The 16636-nt window shown below is 65.2% G+C and carries 8 protein-coding genes; 2 read left to right on the top strand and 6 right to left on the bottom strand.

The annotated features are described in order from the left end of the window. Nucleotides 1–188: 188 nt before the first annotated feature. The 5 genes from AC19YR_RS15945 to AC19YR_RS15925 all read right to left on the bottom strand — a co-directional run bounded on the left by AC19YR_RS15945 (nucleotide 189) and on the right by AC19YR_RS15925 (nucleotide 13785). Nucleotides 189–986: a hypothetical protein gene (locus tag AC19YR_RS15945; RefSeq protein ID WP_500599200.1), complete on the bottom strand. Its 798-nt coding sequence runs from the start codon at nucleotides 984–986 to the stop codon at nucleotides 189–191. Next, on the bottom strand, nucleotides 983–10603 hold the full coding sequence (locus tag AC19YR_RS15940; RefSeq protein ID WP_500599198.1) for a hemagglutinin repeat-containing protein: 9621 nt from the start codon (nucleotides 10601–10603) through the stop codon (nucleotides 983–985). Before AC19YR_RS15940 ends, AC19YR_RS15945 begins: the two co-directional genes overlap by 4 nt. 22 nt (nucleotides 10604–10625) lie before the next feature. After that, on the bottom strand, nucleotides 10626–12326 hold the full coding sequence (locus AC19YR_RS15935) for a ShlB/FhaC/HecB family hemolysin secretion/activation protein (RefSeq protein WP_095109569.1): 1701 nt from the start codon (nucleotides 12324–12326) through the stop codon (nucleotides 10626–10628). Between the two features lie 317 nt (nucleotides 12327–12643). Then, the gene (locus tag AC19YR_RS15930) at nucleotides 12644–12934 is read right to left on the bottom strand and encodes a PsiF family protein (protein ID WP_095109570.1); all 291 of its coding nucleotides are present in this window, start codon (nucleotides 12932–12934) and stop codon (nucleotides 12644–12646) included. A gap of 71 nt (nucleotides 12935–13005) precedes the next feature. Next, nucleotides 13006–13785 carry an AraC family transcriptional regulator gene (locus AC19YR_RS15925; RefSeq protein ID WP_095109571.1) on the bottom strand — a complete coding sequence of 260 codons (780 nt, stop codon included), beginning with the start codon at nucleotides 13783–13785 and terminating at the stop codon, nucleotides 13006–13008. A gap of 96 nt (nucleotides 13786–13881) precedes the next feature. Between AC19YR_RS15925 and AC19YR_RS15920 the strand changes: the two genes are divergently transcribed. Further along, entirely contained in the window at nucleotides 13882–14769 is an 888-nt protein-coding gene (locus AC19YR_RS15920) for a DMT family transporter (RefSeq protein ID WP_500599197.1), read from the top strand. Here the strand turns inward: AC19YR_RS15920 and AC19YR_RS15915 are convergent. Beyond that, a complete protein-coding gene (locus AC19YR_RS15915) occupies nucleotides 14766–15656 on the bottom strand; it encodes an esterase/lipase family protein (protein ID WP_095109572.1) in 891 nt (296 codons plus the stop codon). The two genes, AC19YR_RS15920 and AC19YR_RS15915, sit on opposite strands and share 4 nt — an antisense overlap. 220 nt (nucleotides 15657–15876) lie before the next feature. Here AC19YR_RS15915 and AC19YR_RS15910 point away from each other — a divergent pair, with 220 nt between their 5' ends. After that, nucleotides 15877–16410, top strand: coding sequence for a ferritin-like domain-containing protein (locus AC19YR_RS15910; RefSeq protein ID WP_095109573.1), 534 nt, complete (start codon nucleotides 15877–15879; stop codon nucleotides 16408–16410). The last annotated feature ends 226 nt before the right edge of the window (nucleotides 16411–16636 follow it).

Here is a 16636-nt window from a genome sequence, read left to right as displayed (position 1 = left end):
CGTTCTATTAAAAGCATCGCAACGCAGGGATTCCGGCTCGCGGGCCGCCAGACCCATTTCGCAATGAAATTGATCTGGATCAATTAACGTGGAAAGAGTAGTCCCATTTGCGCCCGCCACTGGCGTGGTCTTTTGTCGCGTGACAGGTTGTCTCAGTGCTGGGCCGGCGCTGGAGTGAGGCGCCCCACTCAATACCCGCAGTACTGCAAACGCATGCGGGCCAGGCGTTTGTCGGGAAAGTCGTCGCCCCAGGGCAGGCCTTGGTCGTAGCGGCTTTTGGCTTGGGCGCAAGCCACGCGCAGTTTGGCGTTGGCCTGGGCCAGGGCCGGGGGTGCGAGGCGGTTGAGGGTGAGGCTGTGGAACCAGGGTTGGAGCATGTCCCGGTCCAGGTTCAACCCCGGTTTACCTTCGGCCACGCGCTGGCCGGCGCGCACGAGGAAGGGTTGTTTGAGGCCGCTTTGGTTTTCCCAGCACCAGTAGCGCAGTTCTTCCTCGCGAACGCCGCCGGGGCTGTGCCACTGGTCGAAGAACCGCAGGCATTGCAGCCCTTCTACCGTGCGCCACTCGATGGCCTCGGGCCGGGCCTTGCTGGGGGTCAGGTCCATGGCCGCCAACTTGGCCTGCAAGAACGCCTCGGGCGGGTACAGCGCCGCCGGTTCCTGGCCGTCCATCAGGCTTTCCACCACCAAAAACAGCGACGCCGCGAGCACGTCCGCGCTGCCCTCGGAAAAACTGGCCGCCGTGCTCACCGACAGCACATCCCGGCGCTTGTCGTAGTTGAAGCCGCTTTTGAGCGTGCCGCAGGCCGTGTGGCGCAAGGGCCCGGGCAAGTCGTAGGCCAAGCGCGGGCTGAGGGTCACCCGTTGCTCGCCCACCTCACAGAGCATGCGGCTCAGGTGGCGGTCGTTCTCGCGCACCAGCGGCGGTTGCCCGCAGCCCCACAGGGCCACGGGCAGCAACGTCAGCGCCCAAAGGCGTTGCCTCAAAGGGCGGCGCCGGAGTTGCCGTTGCGGTCGATAAAGGTCGGCACGATGTAGGTTTTCTTGGTGGTGCCGTCCTTGTTGGTGGTGGTGCTGTTCTTGAAGTCCTGCTGCAACTGGCTGGCGCCGTTCTGGCACATCGAGCGCACCTGGCACAGGTAGTTGGAGTGCGGGCTGTCCTTGCCCAGCAGGCTGGAGGTGGTGACCAATGCGCCGAGGAAGCGGCTGATCGGGTCGTTGGAGTTGAGGGCGTTGCCGCCCAGCAGGTCGGACACGGTGTCGGTCATCGGCAGCATGCCGAAGAACACCTTGGAATCCGGCCGGTTGACCTGGAACACCGCGTTGTTGTCGTTGATGTTGAAGCCCGCTTGCTCGGCCGCGTCGTAGAAGCTGTTGGCGTACACCGGCGCGCCGGAGAGCTGGATGGCCCCGGCGCTGTTGCCGAAGTCCAGGCCACTGATGCCACGGTAGGTCAGCAGCGCTCCCTGGCTGTGGCCCACCAGGTCGAGCTTGAAGCCCTGGTCGATACCGGCCTGGTAGAACTCGTGCAATTGCTGGGCGTTGCCCGAGCGCTTGACGCCGCCCAGGGTCACGTCCCATGCCGACTCCAGCAGGTCGCCGAGCATGCCGTGTTCCGGGTTGTAGGCCTGGGTGAACTGGTCGTGGCCGGTCTGCATGCCGCCGTTGACCAGCGCCGCCTCAAAGGCGTTCTGGATGCCGTTGGTGGCGATAGGCCCCGAGCCTTCGGGGCGCAGGATCATGTCGTAGGTGGTCTTGTTCATGTCCAGCATCGGCTTGCCGTCGGCGTCGACCTTGACCTGGCCCTTGTCGTCCATTTGGTAGAACAACTGGGTGCGGTAGAAGCTCATGTCGCCGCTGAGCAACACCGGCAACTGGGTCACCACGCCGCCATGGCTGACCACACCGGGCATCAGCCCGAGGGTGGCGTAGGAGGTTTTGTCCATGGCCCCTTGCATCACGCCGGGGATCCACGCCAAGGGTGCGATAGCCGGGTTTTCTTCCAGGGCTTGCTCGGCAGCCTTGGTCAGGTCGCCGTAGTGTTTGAACAGGTCCGAGCTGTTCTTGCCGTAGTCCTGCAGGCCCTGCTTCCACTTGCCCAGGGTGGCCTTGGGGTTGGCCACGGCCTGCAGGGACGATTCGCTGACGTACAGTTCGGTGCGTTTTTCCTTGTCGCGGGTGATTTCGTAGGCCTTGGTCACGTCGCGGTTCAGGCCCACGGTGGAGTCCTGGCCGGTCTTGGCGTCGTTGCGCACGATGAGGTTGCCGGCGCCGACGGTGGCGCGCACATCTTGCTCGCGGTCTTTGCGGTAGTTGTAGCCGCTGACGCTCCAGCCGTTGAAGCCTTCCTTCGGCGCGCCGCTGAGGGTCTTGTCGCTGGTGAAGGCCACTTGCTTGCCGGTGGTCGCCTGGGCGCCACCTTCGCCGCCGCCCGCGCCCCAGCCAAAGGCGCCGCCGACATTGACGTAGTAGCTGTGCTCTTTGTCGCTGCCGTTGATGTCGCGCACGCCCAGGGTGTTGGTGTCGAGCTTGAGCTTGCCGTTGTCGGCCGCGATCAGCGCGCCGTCGAGTTGGGTGTGGTTTTCGGTGCGGATGTCTACGCCGTTCTTGCCGGTGATGCTGGTTTGCTGCTCGACCCAGTTGGTCTTGCCGGTGGTCTTGCCCGCGCCCACCGAACCGCTGACCCCGCCGCCACCGGCCAGGCCGATGCTGACGGTGACGCTGACGTCCAGTTGCTTGCCGCTGACTTTGCCGGTGTCGGGCACCGACGATACCAGCAGGTCGCCGCCGACCCGACCGAGCACTTCGTTGCCGCGCAGGTTAGCGCCAGCGATGGTGGTGTCCTTGCCGCTGGTAAAACGCAACTGGTCACCGGCGTAGAGGTAGGCGGTCTGCTGTTTCTCGGTTTCGCGTTCCAGTTTGCCCTTGCCCATGTCGACGCTGGCGTAGACGGCGATGAAGTCCTTGCCGCCCAGGGCCAGGCCCACTTCACCACCGCCGCTGCGGCGGGTCGATTCGCTGCTCGAATCGTTCTGCGCGGCGCGGATGGTCAGGTCTTTGCCGGCGCGCAGGTCGATGTCGCGCCCGGCGATGACTTGGGTGCCGACCAGGGTCAGGTCGTCCAGCGCTTCAAGGTTGGTGTCGCGCCCCGAGAGCAGCACGGTGGGGTTGGAGGTGCCTTGGCTGCTTTCTTCGCTGGCCACGCCGTTGCTGCCGCCGATACCCGCGCGGGCACTGCCGCCGCCGCTTTGGCCGTTGATGCCGCCCTGGCTGCGGGTGGTCTGGCTTTCTTCGTTGACGGTGCCACGGGCCACGTCGAGGGTGACGTTCTTGCCCACCAGGGTGATGTCGCGCCCGGCCTCGAACTGGCTGCCGCGCACGCTCAGGTCGTTGCCGGCGACGGCGTTGATGTCACGCCCTGCGCCCAATGTCGACGGCACGTTGTCGCGGATTTCCTGGCGCGAGCGGGTGCCCTGGCTGGCCGAGCCAAAGTGCGTGGCGCTGGTGGGGCCGGAGGTGAACTGGTTGATGGCGTCCACGGTGCTCAGCACGCTGGAGGCCTTGCTGACGTTGTCCTCGCCTTTGCCGGTGCCTTTGATGGCGTCCATGGTGTTGCCGTAGTTGTGGCTGACGTTGACGGTCAGGCCATTGCGGTCGCGGGTTTTGCTGCGTTCCTGGATGAAGGTTTCGTCGGCCGAATCCACATGGATATCGCGGGCGGCGTGCAGGTTGATATCGCGCCCGGCATCCACGTTGGCACCTTCCAGGGTGACGTCGCGGCCGCCGCGCACATTAACGTCCTGGCCGGCCAGCAGTTGGCTCGGCGCGACCGTTTGTTGGGCGTCGCGGGATTTCTCTTTGAGCGCTTCACGCCCGGCAAACGCGGTGAAGCCGTTGCGGTCGCTTTCCAGGGACAGCCCAGTCTGTTTCTTGGAACTCCAGTGGCTCTGGTCCTGGCTGTTGCTGCCGGCCAGCACGTTGACGTCGCGCCCGCCATTGACCTGCAAGTCGCGCCCGGCCTGGGCCGTGCTGCCGATCATGTTCACATCGCGGGCACTTTGCAGGGTGGTGTCGCGCCCCCCGCTGACCTGGCTGCCAACGCTTTGGCTTTGCAGGTTTTCCTGGCCGGATTTCTTCGCCGAGGCGATGGAGATGAAGTTGCCGGAGGTGCTGAAACCCACTTTGCTTTTGTATTTTTCGCTGTGGCTAGTGGACTCGTTGGCCGCGTCCATCAGGTTGATGTCGCCGTTCTTGTCGATCATCCCGGCGCGCAGTTCGGCGTCACGCTTGGCGCTCACCCGGCTGGCAGACAGGTTGACGTTACCGCCGGCCACCAGCACCGCATCGTTGCCAGCGCTCAGCTCGCTACCCACCTGGGTAACGCTGCTGGCGCTTGAGCTGTTGCCGCTTTTGCTCAGGCCGAAACTGCCCTTTTTCTTCATGCTGTAGCTGCTGTCGGCCTGTTCTTGCGCCGACACCAGGCTGACGTCGCGCACGCCGCCCACCAGCAAGTCATTGCCAGCCTTGAGCTGGCTGCCGGCGACGGTGACATCGCGCCCGCCGTTGAGGCTGATGCGCCCTTCCTTGTCTTGCGTGACGTTGACCGTCAGGTCATGCCCGGCCTCGATCTGCGAAGCGACGTTGGTGGTGGACGAGTCGGCGCTCTGGGTGGTTTTGCTCTTGCCCCAGGAGCCTTTTTTCTTCTGGTAGAAGGTCGAGCTTTGTTCGTCCTGGCCCGAGACGATGGCGATGTCGTTGCCGGCGTTGAGAGCCATGTCGTGGCCCGCCTTCACCTGGCTGGCGACGATGGCCATGTCGCGCCCGGCGTTGACCGCTAGGTCGCCCCCGGTGGTGACGCTGGAACCGAGGGTTTTCACCGTGTCGTTGGTAATCAGGCCACGGCGGATGGCGCTCTGGGTGAAGGTGTGGTCTTGCACCGCCAACAGCTCCACGTCGCGCCCGGCATTGAGGCTGGCGTTGCCGTCGCTGTGCAGTTGGGCGCTATTGCTCAGGTCGCGCCCGGCGCTGACGTTGAGTTGCTCGCGGGCGCTGATAAGGCCGCCCTGGTCCAAGTTAGTGCGCGAGCCGGAACCGTACAGCACTTGCATGGCCGCACGTTCGTTGACCACATCGCCCTTGACCGTGGCGACGTCAACGCGGTTGCCGCGCACTTCACCGCCCAAGGCGTTGCGGATGCTGTCCTGGGCCAACAGGCTGACGCGCTCGCCGGCCTGGGCCAAACCGCCCTGGTAGAGGTTGCGCCCCGCTTGCGCGGTGAGGTCGTTGCTGGCGCGCAGGGTGCCGACGTTGGTCAGGTCGTTGCCGGCCATCAGGTTGATGTCGCGGGCCTGGATCAGGCTGCCACCGCGCAGGTTGCGCGATTCGGCCTGGGCCAGGTAGAGCACCGGCACCAACACGTTCTGGCCCTGCACCTGGCGGTTTTCCATCCACACGATGTCGTGGGTCAGCGCCGCGACCTGCTGGGCACTCAGGGCCACGCCCAGGCTCAGTTGCAGTGGGTCCTTGGAGGCGATGGCGTTGTCCATCAGGTATTGGTACTGCTCCAAATCGCTGGTCAGGCCGGCCGCGAGGAAGCGTTGCCCGGTCTGTGCCAGCACCGCTTCGCGGATCAGGCGGGTTTCGTAGAGGCCATCGCCGAGGCGGCGCCAGGCGCGGTCGTCGTTGTAGCCCATCAAGCCGAACAGGTAGTCGGAGCTGATGAACTTGGACAGGTTGGTCAGGCTCGGGTTGGTTTCGATCAGGTAGCGGCTGGCCGGGTCCTGGTTGCGTACGAAGAGGCCGTATTCGCCTTGGGGCAGGCGATAGTTGGCCAGGGCGGTGGGGTCTACAGCGACAAAGGGTACGCCGGCAAAGTCCACGGGCACGAAGCTGACCACGGTGCTGCCGTCGGCATTGACCCGCTCGACGCGGCGTACATCCGCCGCCACTTGGTTGGCGCCGCCGCTGCCCAGGGCATTGACGGTGAGGGTCTGGCCGCCCACCAGGCCGACGGTGTCGGTCAGGGCCTGGCCGGTGAGTTGGGCGAAGGCCTGGGTGCTGAGGGTGCCGTTTTCCAGGTTGCCGCTCACATCCAGGTTAAGCACGCGGCCCGATTGCAGGGTGGAGGTGTAGGCGGTTTGCGTGCCCGGGTGCACCACGCTGCTCTGGCCGATCTGCGGGTACTGGGTTACGGCAACCGGCAGCGCTTCCTGCTGGTCGGGGGCGCTGGCGGCGTTGCGGCTGTTCCACAGGTGGGTCTGGGATTCGGCCCAGCGGAAGTCGCCCTGTTTCACGCCATGAAGGAAGTAGGTGGTGCTTTCCACACGCTGGTCGAGGGTGGCGCCACGGTTGTAGAAATTCGCCGCTTTGACGAAGGCATCGCGGTTGGCGGCCAGCAGGCTTTGTTTGTTTTCCACGGTACCGGCGGTGATGAACAGGTCACGCCCGGCGATCAGGCGCGCGCCCGCCGAGTCCTTGATGACTTTGCCCTGGTAGGTGCTGTTGACGATGAAAGTCGCGGTGTGGTGCTTGCCGGAGCAGTCGGTGCAGTTGATGTCGATGCGCCGGCTGACCAGGGATTCGCCCATCTCGAACACGTCTTTGCGGTTTTCCAGGCTGGCGACGTTGAGGGTCATGTCGCCTTCGCTTTCGATGTTCGCCGAACGGTTGCTCAGGCTTTGCGCCTGGCCGCCGTCGAGGCCGGCGAAGCTCAGGTTGCCCTTGCTGTAGATGTCGCCGTAGAAGTTGCTCAGGCTGGCGCCGCGCAGGTTCATGTCGGCGCCGCTGTAGATCAGGGTGTCGGCGCCGGTGCTGATGCCGTTGCCGGCGAAGATGTCCAGTTGGCCCATGGCGCCGAGGGTGCCGCGGTTGTTGACCTGGGTGGCGTGCACCAGCAGGTTCTGCCCGGCGACCAGACGCCCGAGGTTGTCCAGGCTGCCGCGCAGGTTGAGGGTGGTGGCGCCGGTGCTGGCGATGCGCCCGCCGTTCTGCACCAGGTTGCCCGCCGCGATGCTCACGGCTTTGGCCGCCGAAATCAGGCCGCTGTTGTTCAGGTCGCCGCCCAGGGCCAGGTTCAGGTCGCCGTCGCTGAGCACTTCGCCGCCGTTGTTCAGGGTGGTGGCGCCCAGGGTCAGGTTGCTGGCGCTGGCGATGCGATCGCCGGCCAGCAGGTTGAGGTTGCCGCCCACGGCCACGTCCAGCGCGCCGTTGACTTGCAGTTGCCCGGCGCCGTCGATGGCGCCGATGTCGAAATCACCGCTGCCCAGGCCCGTGAGGCGGCCCCCGGTGCCGGCGAGGCTGGCCAGTTCGGCCTTGAGCAGGCCGCTGCCGGCGTGCTCGACACTGCCGGCGACGTTGTTCATGGCCCCGGCCTTGAGGGTCAGGCCCTGGCTGATAACGCCGATGGAGCCGCCCTGGTTGTTCAGGGTATCGGTGAGCAGGATCTGGCTCAGGTCGCCGCCCAAAGCGCGCATGCGCCCGCCGCTGTTGTCCAGGCGGGTGCCGGTGAGCAGCAGGTTGCCGGCCGATTCGATCAAGCCGTTCTGGTTGTAGGTGGTGAGGGCGTTGAGGTTCAGGCTGTTGGCGCTGACTTCGCCGCCGGCGCGGTTGTCCAGCAGTTGCCCGCTGACGCTGAGCAGGCCTTTGGCGTAAAGGCGCCCGGCCTGGTTGGTGAGCGTATCGACCACCAGTTTCAAGGCCCCGGCCTGGGCGTTGAGCAACCCGGCCTTGCCCGCGAGGGCGCTGTTGTCCAGCGAGGCGGCGAGCACCTCGACGCTGTCGCCCTGCACCGCGCCGCCCCGGTTGTCGAGGCTGCCCTGGCTGAGCACCAACGCGGCCGCGCCGCCCTGGGCCAGCACCAGGCCTTCGCGGTTATCCACAGCGCTGGCGGTGAGGTTCAAGCCATCGATGCCCGAGAGCAGTTGGCCTTTGCGGTTATCCACAACCGTGCCCTGCACTTGCAGGCGTTTGCCGGCGAGGGTGCCGCCCTGGTTGTCCAGCGAGGTGACTTGGCTGACGCGCAAGGCGTGGTCGCCGGCGTCGATGAGGCCCAGGGCGTTGTTGAGCACCCCGGCCACCGCCAGTTCAATCGCGCCGCCCGTGGCGATCAGCGAGCCTTGGGCGCTGTTGTCCAGGCTGGCGACGTTCAGGCCCAGGCTGTTGCCCAGCAGCACGCCGCCATGGTTGTCGATGGCGCCGTTGTTGACTTGCAAATGGCCGTCGCTTTGCACCCGGCCCAGGTTGTTGAGTAACTGCCCGGTGTTGACCAGGGCGCCGCCCGCGCCGGCCAGCAGTTGGCCGTTGGCGCTGTTGTCGATGCGCCCGGCGCCGAGGCTCAGTTGATCGCCCACCACGCGCCCGCCGCGGTTATCCAGCAGGCCGCCGTGGGTCAGCAGCAGTTGCTTGCCCACCACCACGCCTTGCTGGTTGTTCAGGCCGGCGCTGCGCAGGTCCACGTCGCCGGCCTTGGCTTGCAGGTGGCCGCTGGCGTTGTTCAGGTCGTTTTGCACCACCAGCGTCAGGGTGCCGGTTTCGGCACTGAGCACACCCTCGGCGTTCTGGCTGAGGCTGTCGAGGTGGGCGGTGAGGGTGCCGGCGTTGATGTTGCCTTGCAGGTTGTTCAGGTCGCGCGCGGTGAGGCTGGCGCTGGTGGTGCCTTGCAGCACGCCTTGGCGGTTGTCCAGGTCTTGGGCCTTGAGCACCAATTGCTCGGCGCCGATCTTGCCGCCCTGGTTGTTCAGCGCGCCTTGGCTGGTGACGGTCAGTTGTCGGCCAACCAGGGTGCCGCCATTGTTGGCGATGCTGGCCGCGTCCAGGGTCAGGTTTTCACTGGCCTGGATGCGCCCGGCCTGGTTGTTCAGGTCGTGGGCGAGGGTCAGCGTCAGGCTGCCTTTCTCCGCACTGAGCAGGCCGTTCTGGCGGTTGTCCAGGCGTTGCGCGGTGAGTTTCAACTGGTCGGCCACCACTTTGCCGCCGACGTTAAGCAGCTCCCCGGTGTTGGCGTCCACCAGGCTCTGGGCTTGCAGCACGCCGCCATTGTTGTTGAGTTGGCCGCTGACCTTGAGGCTGTTCTGGCCGACGCTGGAGGCGATCAAACCGCCCTGGTTGTCGAGGCGCTGGGCGGTGATGTGCAGTTGGTCGGCAATCACCGAGCCGCGTTGGTTGTTCAGTTGCTTGGCGTTGAGCTCCAGGTCCGCCCCGGCCAGTTCCAGGCGCCCACCGCTGTTGTCCAGGCTGTCGAGGTTGAGGGTGGTGGCCTGGCCGTCGGCGAAGCGGATCAAGCCGCCCAGGTTGACGATGGCCGGGGTCAGCAGGAGCAGGGTCGAGGTGCCGAGCACCCGGGCGTCCGCGCCCTGGTTGACCAGGCGTGCCGTGGTCAGGCCCACGTTGACGCCCTGGACGATGCCGTTCTGGTTGTCCAGCAGCTCGCTGGCCTGCACTTGCAGGGTGCGGTTGGCGATCAGTTGGCCGCTGTTGGCCACGTGCTTGGCGTCGAGGGTGACGTCGCCCAGCAGGTTGCGGCTGTTGTCCGCATTCACGCCGGCTTCGACGATGCCTTTGTTGGTGACTTGGCCGGTGCTGGCCACGCTGATCTTGTCGCGGGCGGCGAGGCTTTTGTTCACCGTCACATCACCGCGGCTGGTGATGCGCACTTCGCTGCCGGCGTAGACCTTGCCCTGCATGTCCAGCCCTTGGGCGTTGACGGCAATGGCCTGGTTGGCGCTGGCGCCGGCCATGCTGACCTTGCCGCTGGCGTCGATCTGGATGTCGCCGGTGCTGGCGGCCATGTCCCCGGCCAGGCGCACGCCCACGCCTTTTTCCGTGCCCACCAGGCGAATCGCCCCGGCGTACATGCCGCCCAGGGCGGAGCTGTCGATGGCCAGTTCCGGCTTGGCGCTGGCGTCGTCGGCGCGGGCGCTGGTGCTCAGGTCGTCGGCCTTGACGTCGTTGCGCCCGGTGACCACGTTGAGGTTTTTGGCGTAGATATTGGCGTTGAGCTTGGCGCTGCGGGTAATCAGGTCGAACTGGTCGAGGTCGCTGGCGTCCAGGCCGGCGCCTTCGATGCTGATGTCGCCGTCGTCCACTTCAAAGCGGTCCAGGCGTTGCCCTTCGATCACCGGTTTACCGGTGGTCAGGGTGGCGCGCGGGGTGTTGATAAAGCCGCAACCGCTGCACGTGATGCCGTGGGGGTTGGCGACAATGACGCGGGCCGCCTGCCCGGCCACTTCGGTGTAGCCGCCCAATTGGCTGCGCCCGCCGCCGGTGACTTCGTTGAGGATGACTTTGGCGGCCTGGCCCTTGAGGTTGCCGTTGCCCAGGATGATTCCGCCCAGTTGGGTGTTCTGCAACTTGCCGGTGGCGTTGTTGAGGATCACGCCGTTGGCGCCGACGTTGTAGTCGGTGAACTTGTTGTGGGACAAGCCGCTGCCGTTGGCGCCGTTGATGTTGATGACCGGCACGCCGTTGCCCGCCTGGCCAATGCTGGTATTGCCGCCCGCTGCCGCGTCCACGGTGAGGCCGGCGGCCACGACCACTAACGGGTTGAGGAACACAACCGAGGCCAGGGTCAGGGCAATGCATTGAGACAGCGGGTTGCGGACTTCCATGTGCGGGTCTTCCTTTCAGGTGTCAGAAAAACAGGTCGACCCGGAAATACACCGGACGCTCACGTTTTTCGATAATGCCGGGCCGTTCCAGCGAGCGGGCGAAGCTCACGGAAGTGGCCAGGTACTTGCCCCGGGCGTTGAACTCCAGGGCGTTGCCGCTCATGCGGCCATGTACTTCGCGCGCCTCGGGGGACAGGTTGCGCCCCTCGATCACACCAACGTCGTAGGCAAACGCCACGCCGTATTCGTTGACCAGCGGCAGCAGCGGCTGCCAGGTCACGGCCCGGCGCCAGCGCAACTGGTTGCGCCAGTAGCCGCCGCTGTCGCCCGACAGGGTCTGGTCCTGGAAGCCGCGCACCGAGCTGACCCCGCCCAGGCTGATGCGCTGGGCACTGAACAGTTCATCTTCACTGCGCTGGCCGGTGGCCAGGCTGTCGAAGCTGAAGTTCTCGCCCCATAGCTGGAACGGCTGCAAGTAGCTCAGGGTCAGGCTGTATTTGTTGTAGCGCGACTGTGGTTCGTGGTGGCTGCTGTCGCGCTGGGCGTCCAGCGCACCGATGCCCTGCTGCCAACCGGCATCGAGGTTGACGAACGCGGTACCGATACGCCGGCCGTGGTTGAAGCTGAGCTGGGTTTCGGTGATGCGCGTGCTGGAGATGCCGATCAAGTCATCTTCAAAGTAATTGCGCGTGCGCAGGTTGCTCAGGCCCAAGGTCATGGCGGTTTTGCTGACGTCATCGCGGTGCAGCACCCGTTCGGCGCGCAGGGCGTGGTTCTTGCTGGTGCCGTCGAAGCCGAAATCCATGCCCTGCAGTTCGCTGCGGGTGCGGTAGTAGCTCTGGCTGTAGGCGTAATTGAAGGTCCACCAGCCGTAGGGAACGCTGTAGTAGAGGCTCTGGTTATCGGAATGGCGCCAGTGGTCGCTGACCGCGTCCTGCCCGGCGCGCAGGCTCAATTGGTCGGCCAGGCCCAGGGGGCTGTCCCAGTCCAGCCCCACGCCCATCTGCTGCTGGCCGGTGCTGCGGTCGCCGTCGTTGTGGCGCGTGGCCGAGGCATGCCAGGGCTTGCTGCGCTCACCCTTGAGGCCAATGCGGCTGCCACCGACCTGCTCGCCCGGGGCCAGCTCTAGCTGCGCCTGGCGCGAGGGCAAGCGGCTGAGCTGGTCCACCAGTTGTTCCAGTTCACGCAGGTTGAGCAGTTCGCCGGTCTTGCCGGGGAAGGTCATGGCCAACTCGCGGGGGCTGGCCAGGGCGGAACTGTCGAGGCCTTCGAGGCGCCCTTCGACTACCACTATTTTCAGCACACCACCGGCCAGGTCTTGCTGCGGCAGGTAGGCGCGGGTGGTGACAAAACCCCGTTCCAGGTAGTGGTGGGTCACGGCTTTGAGCAAGGCGTTGATCTGCCCCACCGACAGGCATTGGTCCTGGTAGGGCTTGAGCAGTTGCGCACGGGCGTTGGCGTCGAGGTGCTGGGCACCGTCCAGCTCGATGGCATTGATCTGGAAGCAGCGCTCGTCGTCGGTTTTTTCCGGCACGGGGGTGGGCAAAGTCTTGCCGGGCAACTGCTGGAGCTCGTCGAGGCGCTTTTGTTGCTCTTGCAGCAATTGCTGCTGGCGGTCGCGAATCAGGTCGCGGTCACCGGGCGTCTGGAACGGAGCGGCCTGGGCCAGGGAGGTAAACACCGCACAACAAGCCAATACGTGCGTAATGCCAAAACGTGACATGCCTTCATTCCCTTGAATGGCTAACTGCGGCGAATGCCGGCGTGAGTATCGGGGCAATGCAAATGCAAATCGCCCGACTGAATCGGCGGGCATCTTAAGTGGTAAAGATTCCTACATTTACAAATGGTTGCAAAAAGGTGACGAACGGCAGTTGCCAATACGAGTGCCATCATGGCGTGCCATTACTGAGCGCCAGAGAGGGAGGAGGAAGTGGCCATACGGAGGGAAAACAGCGCCCCTGTGGGAGTGGGCTTGCCCGGCCCACTCCCACAGAAAACACAGGGTTCATGCAGGCCGGGGCAAGGCTGCCCTTAGGGTTATTTTTTCTTCAGGCACTCGCTCATGAAGGCTTTGCGCGCATCGCCCTTGAGGGCCTGGGTGGTGGCGGTGGCATTGCAGGTTTTCATCCGTTCCTGAGGTGTGGCGGCCGCGGCGGGGGCGGCTTTGAGGCAGGTGCTCATGAAGGCTTTGCGCTCGTCGCCCTTGAGGGTCTTGGCGCTGGCCTCGGCGTTGCACGTGGTCATTTTGTTTTGCTGCGCGGTGGCGGCAAACCCCTGGGAGCACAGCAGCAAACCCATCATCAACAAAGGGACATGCAGCATCTTCATGGCGTTTTCTCCTGGTCGCCGCAGCAAGGAGCGCGGCCTCCCTGGCAGTGTAGACAAACGCCGTTACACCTTCACCGGCTCTGCAACCGGTACTGCTGGGGCGTGCACCCGGCCTGGCGCTGGAACATCGCGATAAACGCCGAAGCGCTGCTGTAGCCCATGTCGAACGCCACTTCCTGGATGCTGCGGGCACTGTCCAGCGCCTCCAGGGCCGCCAGAAACCGTGCCCGCAAGCGCCACTCGCCAAAGCTCATGCCCAACTCGCGCACGCACTGGCGCGCCAGGGTGCGTTCGCTGACGTGCACCCCGGCGGCCCACTCGGCCAGCGGCCGGTTGTCCGCCGGGTCCGCGAGCAAGGCGCGCAGCACCTGGCTTAGCAGCGGGCCGCTGGCGTAGGGCAGGTAAGCGGTGTGCACCGGGGCTTGCTGCAATTGGTCCACCAGCACCTGGGCCAAACGCACGTCGGCGGGGCGTTCGGGGATTTGCACGTCGCGGGCGGCGAAGTCTTTGAGGATCGCCTTGAGGATGTCGCTGATGGCCAGGGTGCAGGCCTGCGCCGGCAGGTCCTGGCACAGCGCCGGGGCCAGGCATACGGCGCGGTAGGCAATGGGCTGGCTGCTGTGGAAGCTGTGTTCGGTGTGCGGCGGCACCCACAAGGCGTAGTGCGGCGGCGACATGAAGCGCTGGCCGCCGATCTGCATGTGCATCACGCCGTGGGCCGAATATTCCAGGGTGCCCCAGGGGTGGCGGTGCGCCAGGGCATGGCTGTGGGCAGCGAAGTCGGCGTAGCGAAAGTACACCGGCGACGGCAGGCCGCGCAGGTGGAGTACATCAATGGGCTTTTTACGCATGCTGTCCGGTTCCAGGGGCGGGTTGTCCGGTTGCGAGTATAGGCGCGCAACCGGACAGGCGGATAATCGCCCCTCATCACGCTTATGGTTGACCCGATGCAATACGCTTTTCCGTTATTGGCAATTTTTATCTGGGCCGGGAACACGGTCATCAACAAACTCGCCGTGGGGGCGATTTTTCCCGCCGAGATCGGTTTCTACCGCTGGTTGCTCGCCGCCCTGCTGTTCACGCCGTTCATGCTCAAGCAGGTTTTCGCCCATTGGCCGACGATCCGCCCCAACTTGGCCAAGATCGCCGTACTGGGCGTGCTGGGCATGGCGGTGTACCAGAGCCTGGCGTACTTCGCCGCGGCCCTGACCACGGCCACCAACATGGGCATCATTTTGTCGCTGATGCCGCTGATGTCCCTGGCGATGGCCATTGCCAGCCTTGGCCAGCGCCTCACGGCCGGTGCCCTGGCGGGGGCGCTGTTGTCGTTCGCCGGGGTGTTGGTGGTGGTGTCGAGCGGCAGCGTCGATGTGCTGCTGCAACAGGGCATCAACCTGGGCGACGCGATGATGCTGGTGGCCACCCTGGCCTACGCGGTCTACAGCACCCTGCTGAAAAAATGGCAATTGCGCCTGCCACCGCTGGTGCTGCTGTATTTGCAGATTCTGGTGGCAGTGGTGGTGCTGTTCCCGCTGTATTGGGCCGGGGACAAAACCGGGCTCAACGCCGGCAATATCCCCCTGGTGCTGTACGCCTGCCTGCTGGCCTCGATGCTGGCGCCGCTGGCCTGGATGCAAGCGGTGATCCGCCTGGGCCCGAGCCGCACCACGCTGTTTTTCAACCTGCTGCCGCTGATTACCGCGCTGATTGCCGCCGTGGTGCTGCATGAGCAATTGGCGCTGTTCCACCTGGTGGGCGGTTTGCTGACCCTGGGCGGGGTGATCGTCTCCGAGCGCTGGACCACCGAGCTGCGGGTGCGCCGCGCCCTGGCCTAAAGGCCGGCCAGGTGCAGGCGTTGGGCATGCTCGACGAACAGGCGGATCGGCTCGGCGCCCTTGCCCACCAGGCCCAGGGATTGGTTGACGATGTCGAAGTGATCCAACGGGTAGTCGTCGCCAATCACCGTGCCCAGGTGGGAGCTGTAGCGCCCGACCATGCCGTCGCAATGCCCGGCCTCGCGCACGAAGGTCTTGGCAAATAGCCGGCAGGAGCGGTTGGTGCCGTCGAACAGGTTGCGCCCGCGGTCGGTTTTGCCCGGTTGCAGAGTGCCGGACCAGGAGTAATAGCGCACGCCGTTGACCTCCTCGGCGCCCTGCCCGCCCCAGGTGTCGGGCAGGCCTTGGGGGTACTGGCGGTTGAACAGCGCCACCCCTTCGCAGGTCAAGGATTGGTGCGAGGCGTGGACGTCCACCGGCAGTTTCGGCCCGCGGTAGCCGGTTTCCAGCAGGCTCATCAACGCACCAATGCCGCGCAGCAGCGCACTGAGCAAGCGCCCCTTGACGCTGTCGGCCGGGTAGTGGCGTTGCAGGTAGTCGGCCAGCTCCGAGCCGTGGTTGGGGCCGGCCACCGAGGTCACCGAGGCCACCCAATCCGGGCGCTTGGCCGCCGCATAGCGGGCTGTGAGCGCGCCTTGGCTGTGGCCGATGAGGTTGACCTTGGCGGCGCCGGTTTGCTGCAAGATCCGCTCGACCTGCGCCAGCAATTGCTCGCCGCGCACCTCGCTGCTGTTGAGCGGCGACACCTGCACCGCAAACACCGTCGCCCCGCCCCGGCGCAGCGCGCCGAGGATGCCGTACCAGTAGGGGTACAGCAGCAAGCGGACAAACCCGAGCATCCCGGGGACCAGGACCAGCGGATAACGGGGAGCGAGTGGGCTGGGCATGGGCGGCCTCCTTGGGTTCACGCAAAGTGCCCATCCTAGACGCAAGGGCCGGGCCAAGGGCAAGGATCACGTTTGTATATGACAAATCCCACGCAGGCTCAGGATCTTGGCCCATATCCGATAAAACTTTTCGCCCCGCCCATGACTCACAACCTAGGTAACCCCTTTTGCGATCACGGCCCTAGAACGTGGCGCACGGATTAGCCTCCAGGAGATTGAGATGAGCAATGTGCATCAGTTAACCGACGTCGCCACCCTGCGCCAGCGTGCGCGCCAGCATGTCGAAGAGGGTGCGGTGACGCACAGCTACACCGCCGACCGCGAAGAAGTGCTGCGCCTGCTCAACGAGGCCCTGGCCACAGAGCTGGTGTGTGTACTGCGCTACAAGCGCCACTACTTCATGGCCAGCGGCCTGAAGGCCAGCGTCGCCGCCGACGAGTTCCTCGAACACGCGACCCAGGAAGCCCAACACGCCGACACACTGGCCGAACGCATCGTGCAACTGGGGGGCGAGCCGGAGTTCAACCCGGACCTGCTGTCCAAGCACTCCCACGCCCAGTACGTGGCCGGCAACACCCTCAAGGAAATGGTCTACGAAGACCTGGTGGCCGAACGCATCGCCATCGACAGCTACCGGGAAATGATCCAGTTCATCGGCGACCAAGACTCCACCACCCGCCGCATCCTGGAAGACATCCTCGCCCAGGAAGAAGAACACGCCGACGACATGGCGGACATCCTCAAAGACCTCTGATGCCCCTCTCCCCGCGAGAGATCCTGAGCGTTGAGGGCAAACCCTCAACCCTCAATTGGGCGCAGTTCCCCTGTGGGAGCGGGCCTTGCCCGCGATGAGGCCGGGACAGGCGACGCACTTCTGGCACTTGGAGTGCTGTCATCGCGAGCAGGCTGCTCGCGATGACAGCACTGAGTGGCGGTGACGAAGGGTAACCGTAAGACAGTAGCTCCCACATTTGGCGCCA

This window comes from Pseudomonas sp. MF08817 (assembly GCF_059862705.1).
The sequence above is the reverse complement of the archived record's forward strand: the minus strand, read 5'-3'. Positions and strand labels throughout refer to the sequence as shown.

Coding starts and splice junctions, on each gene's coding strand:
- AC19YR_RS15940 (WP_500599198.1), bottom strand. CDS start 10,603: ATGGAAGTCCGCAACCCGCTGTCTCAATGCATTGCCCTGACCCTGGCC.
- AC19YR_RS15920 (WP_500599197.1), top strand. CDS start 13,882: ATGCAATACGCTTTTCCGTTATTGGCAATTTTTATCTGGGCCGGGAAC.
- AC19YR_RS15930 (WP_095109570.1), bottom strand. CDS start 12,934: ATGAAGATGCTGCATGTCCCTTTGTTGATGATGGGTTTGCTGCTGTGC.
- AC19YR_RS15935 (WP_095109569.1), bottom strand. CDS start 12,326: ATGTCACGTTTTGGCATTACGCACGTATTGGCTTGTTGTGCGGTGTTT.
- AC19YR_RS15910 (WP_095109573.1), top strand. CDS start 15,877: ATGAGCAATGTGCATCAGTTAACCGACGTCGCCACCCTGCGCCAGCGT.
- AC19YR_RS15925 (WP_095109571.1), bottom strand. CDS start 13,785: ATGCGTAAAAAGCCCATTGATGTACTCCACCTGCGCGGCCTGCCGTCG.
- AC19YR_RS15915 (WP_095109572.1), bottom strand. CDS start 15,656: ATGCCCAGCCCACTCGCTCCCCGTTATCCGCTGGTCCTGGTCCCCGGG.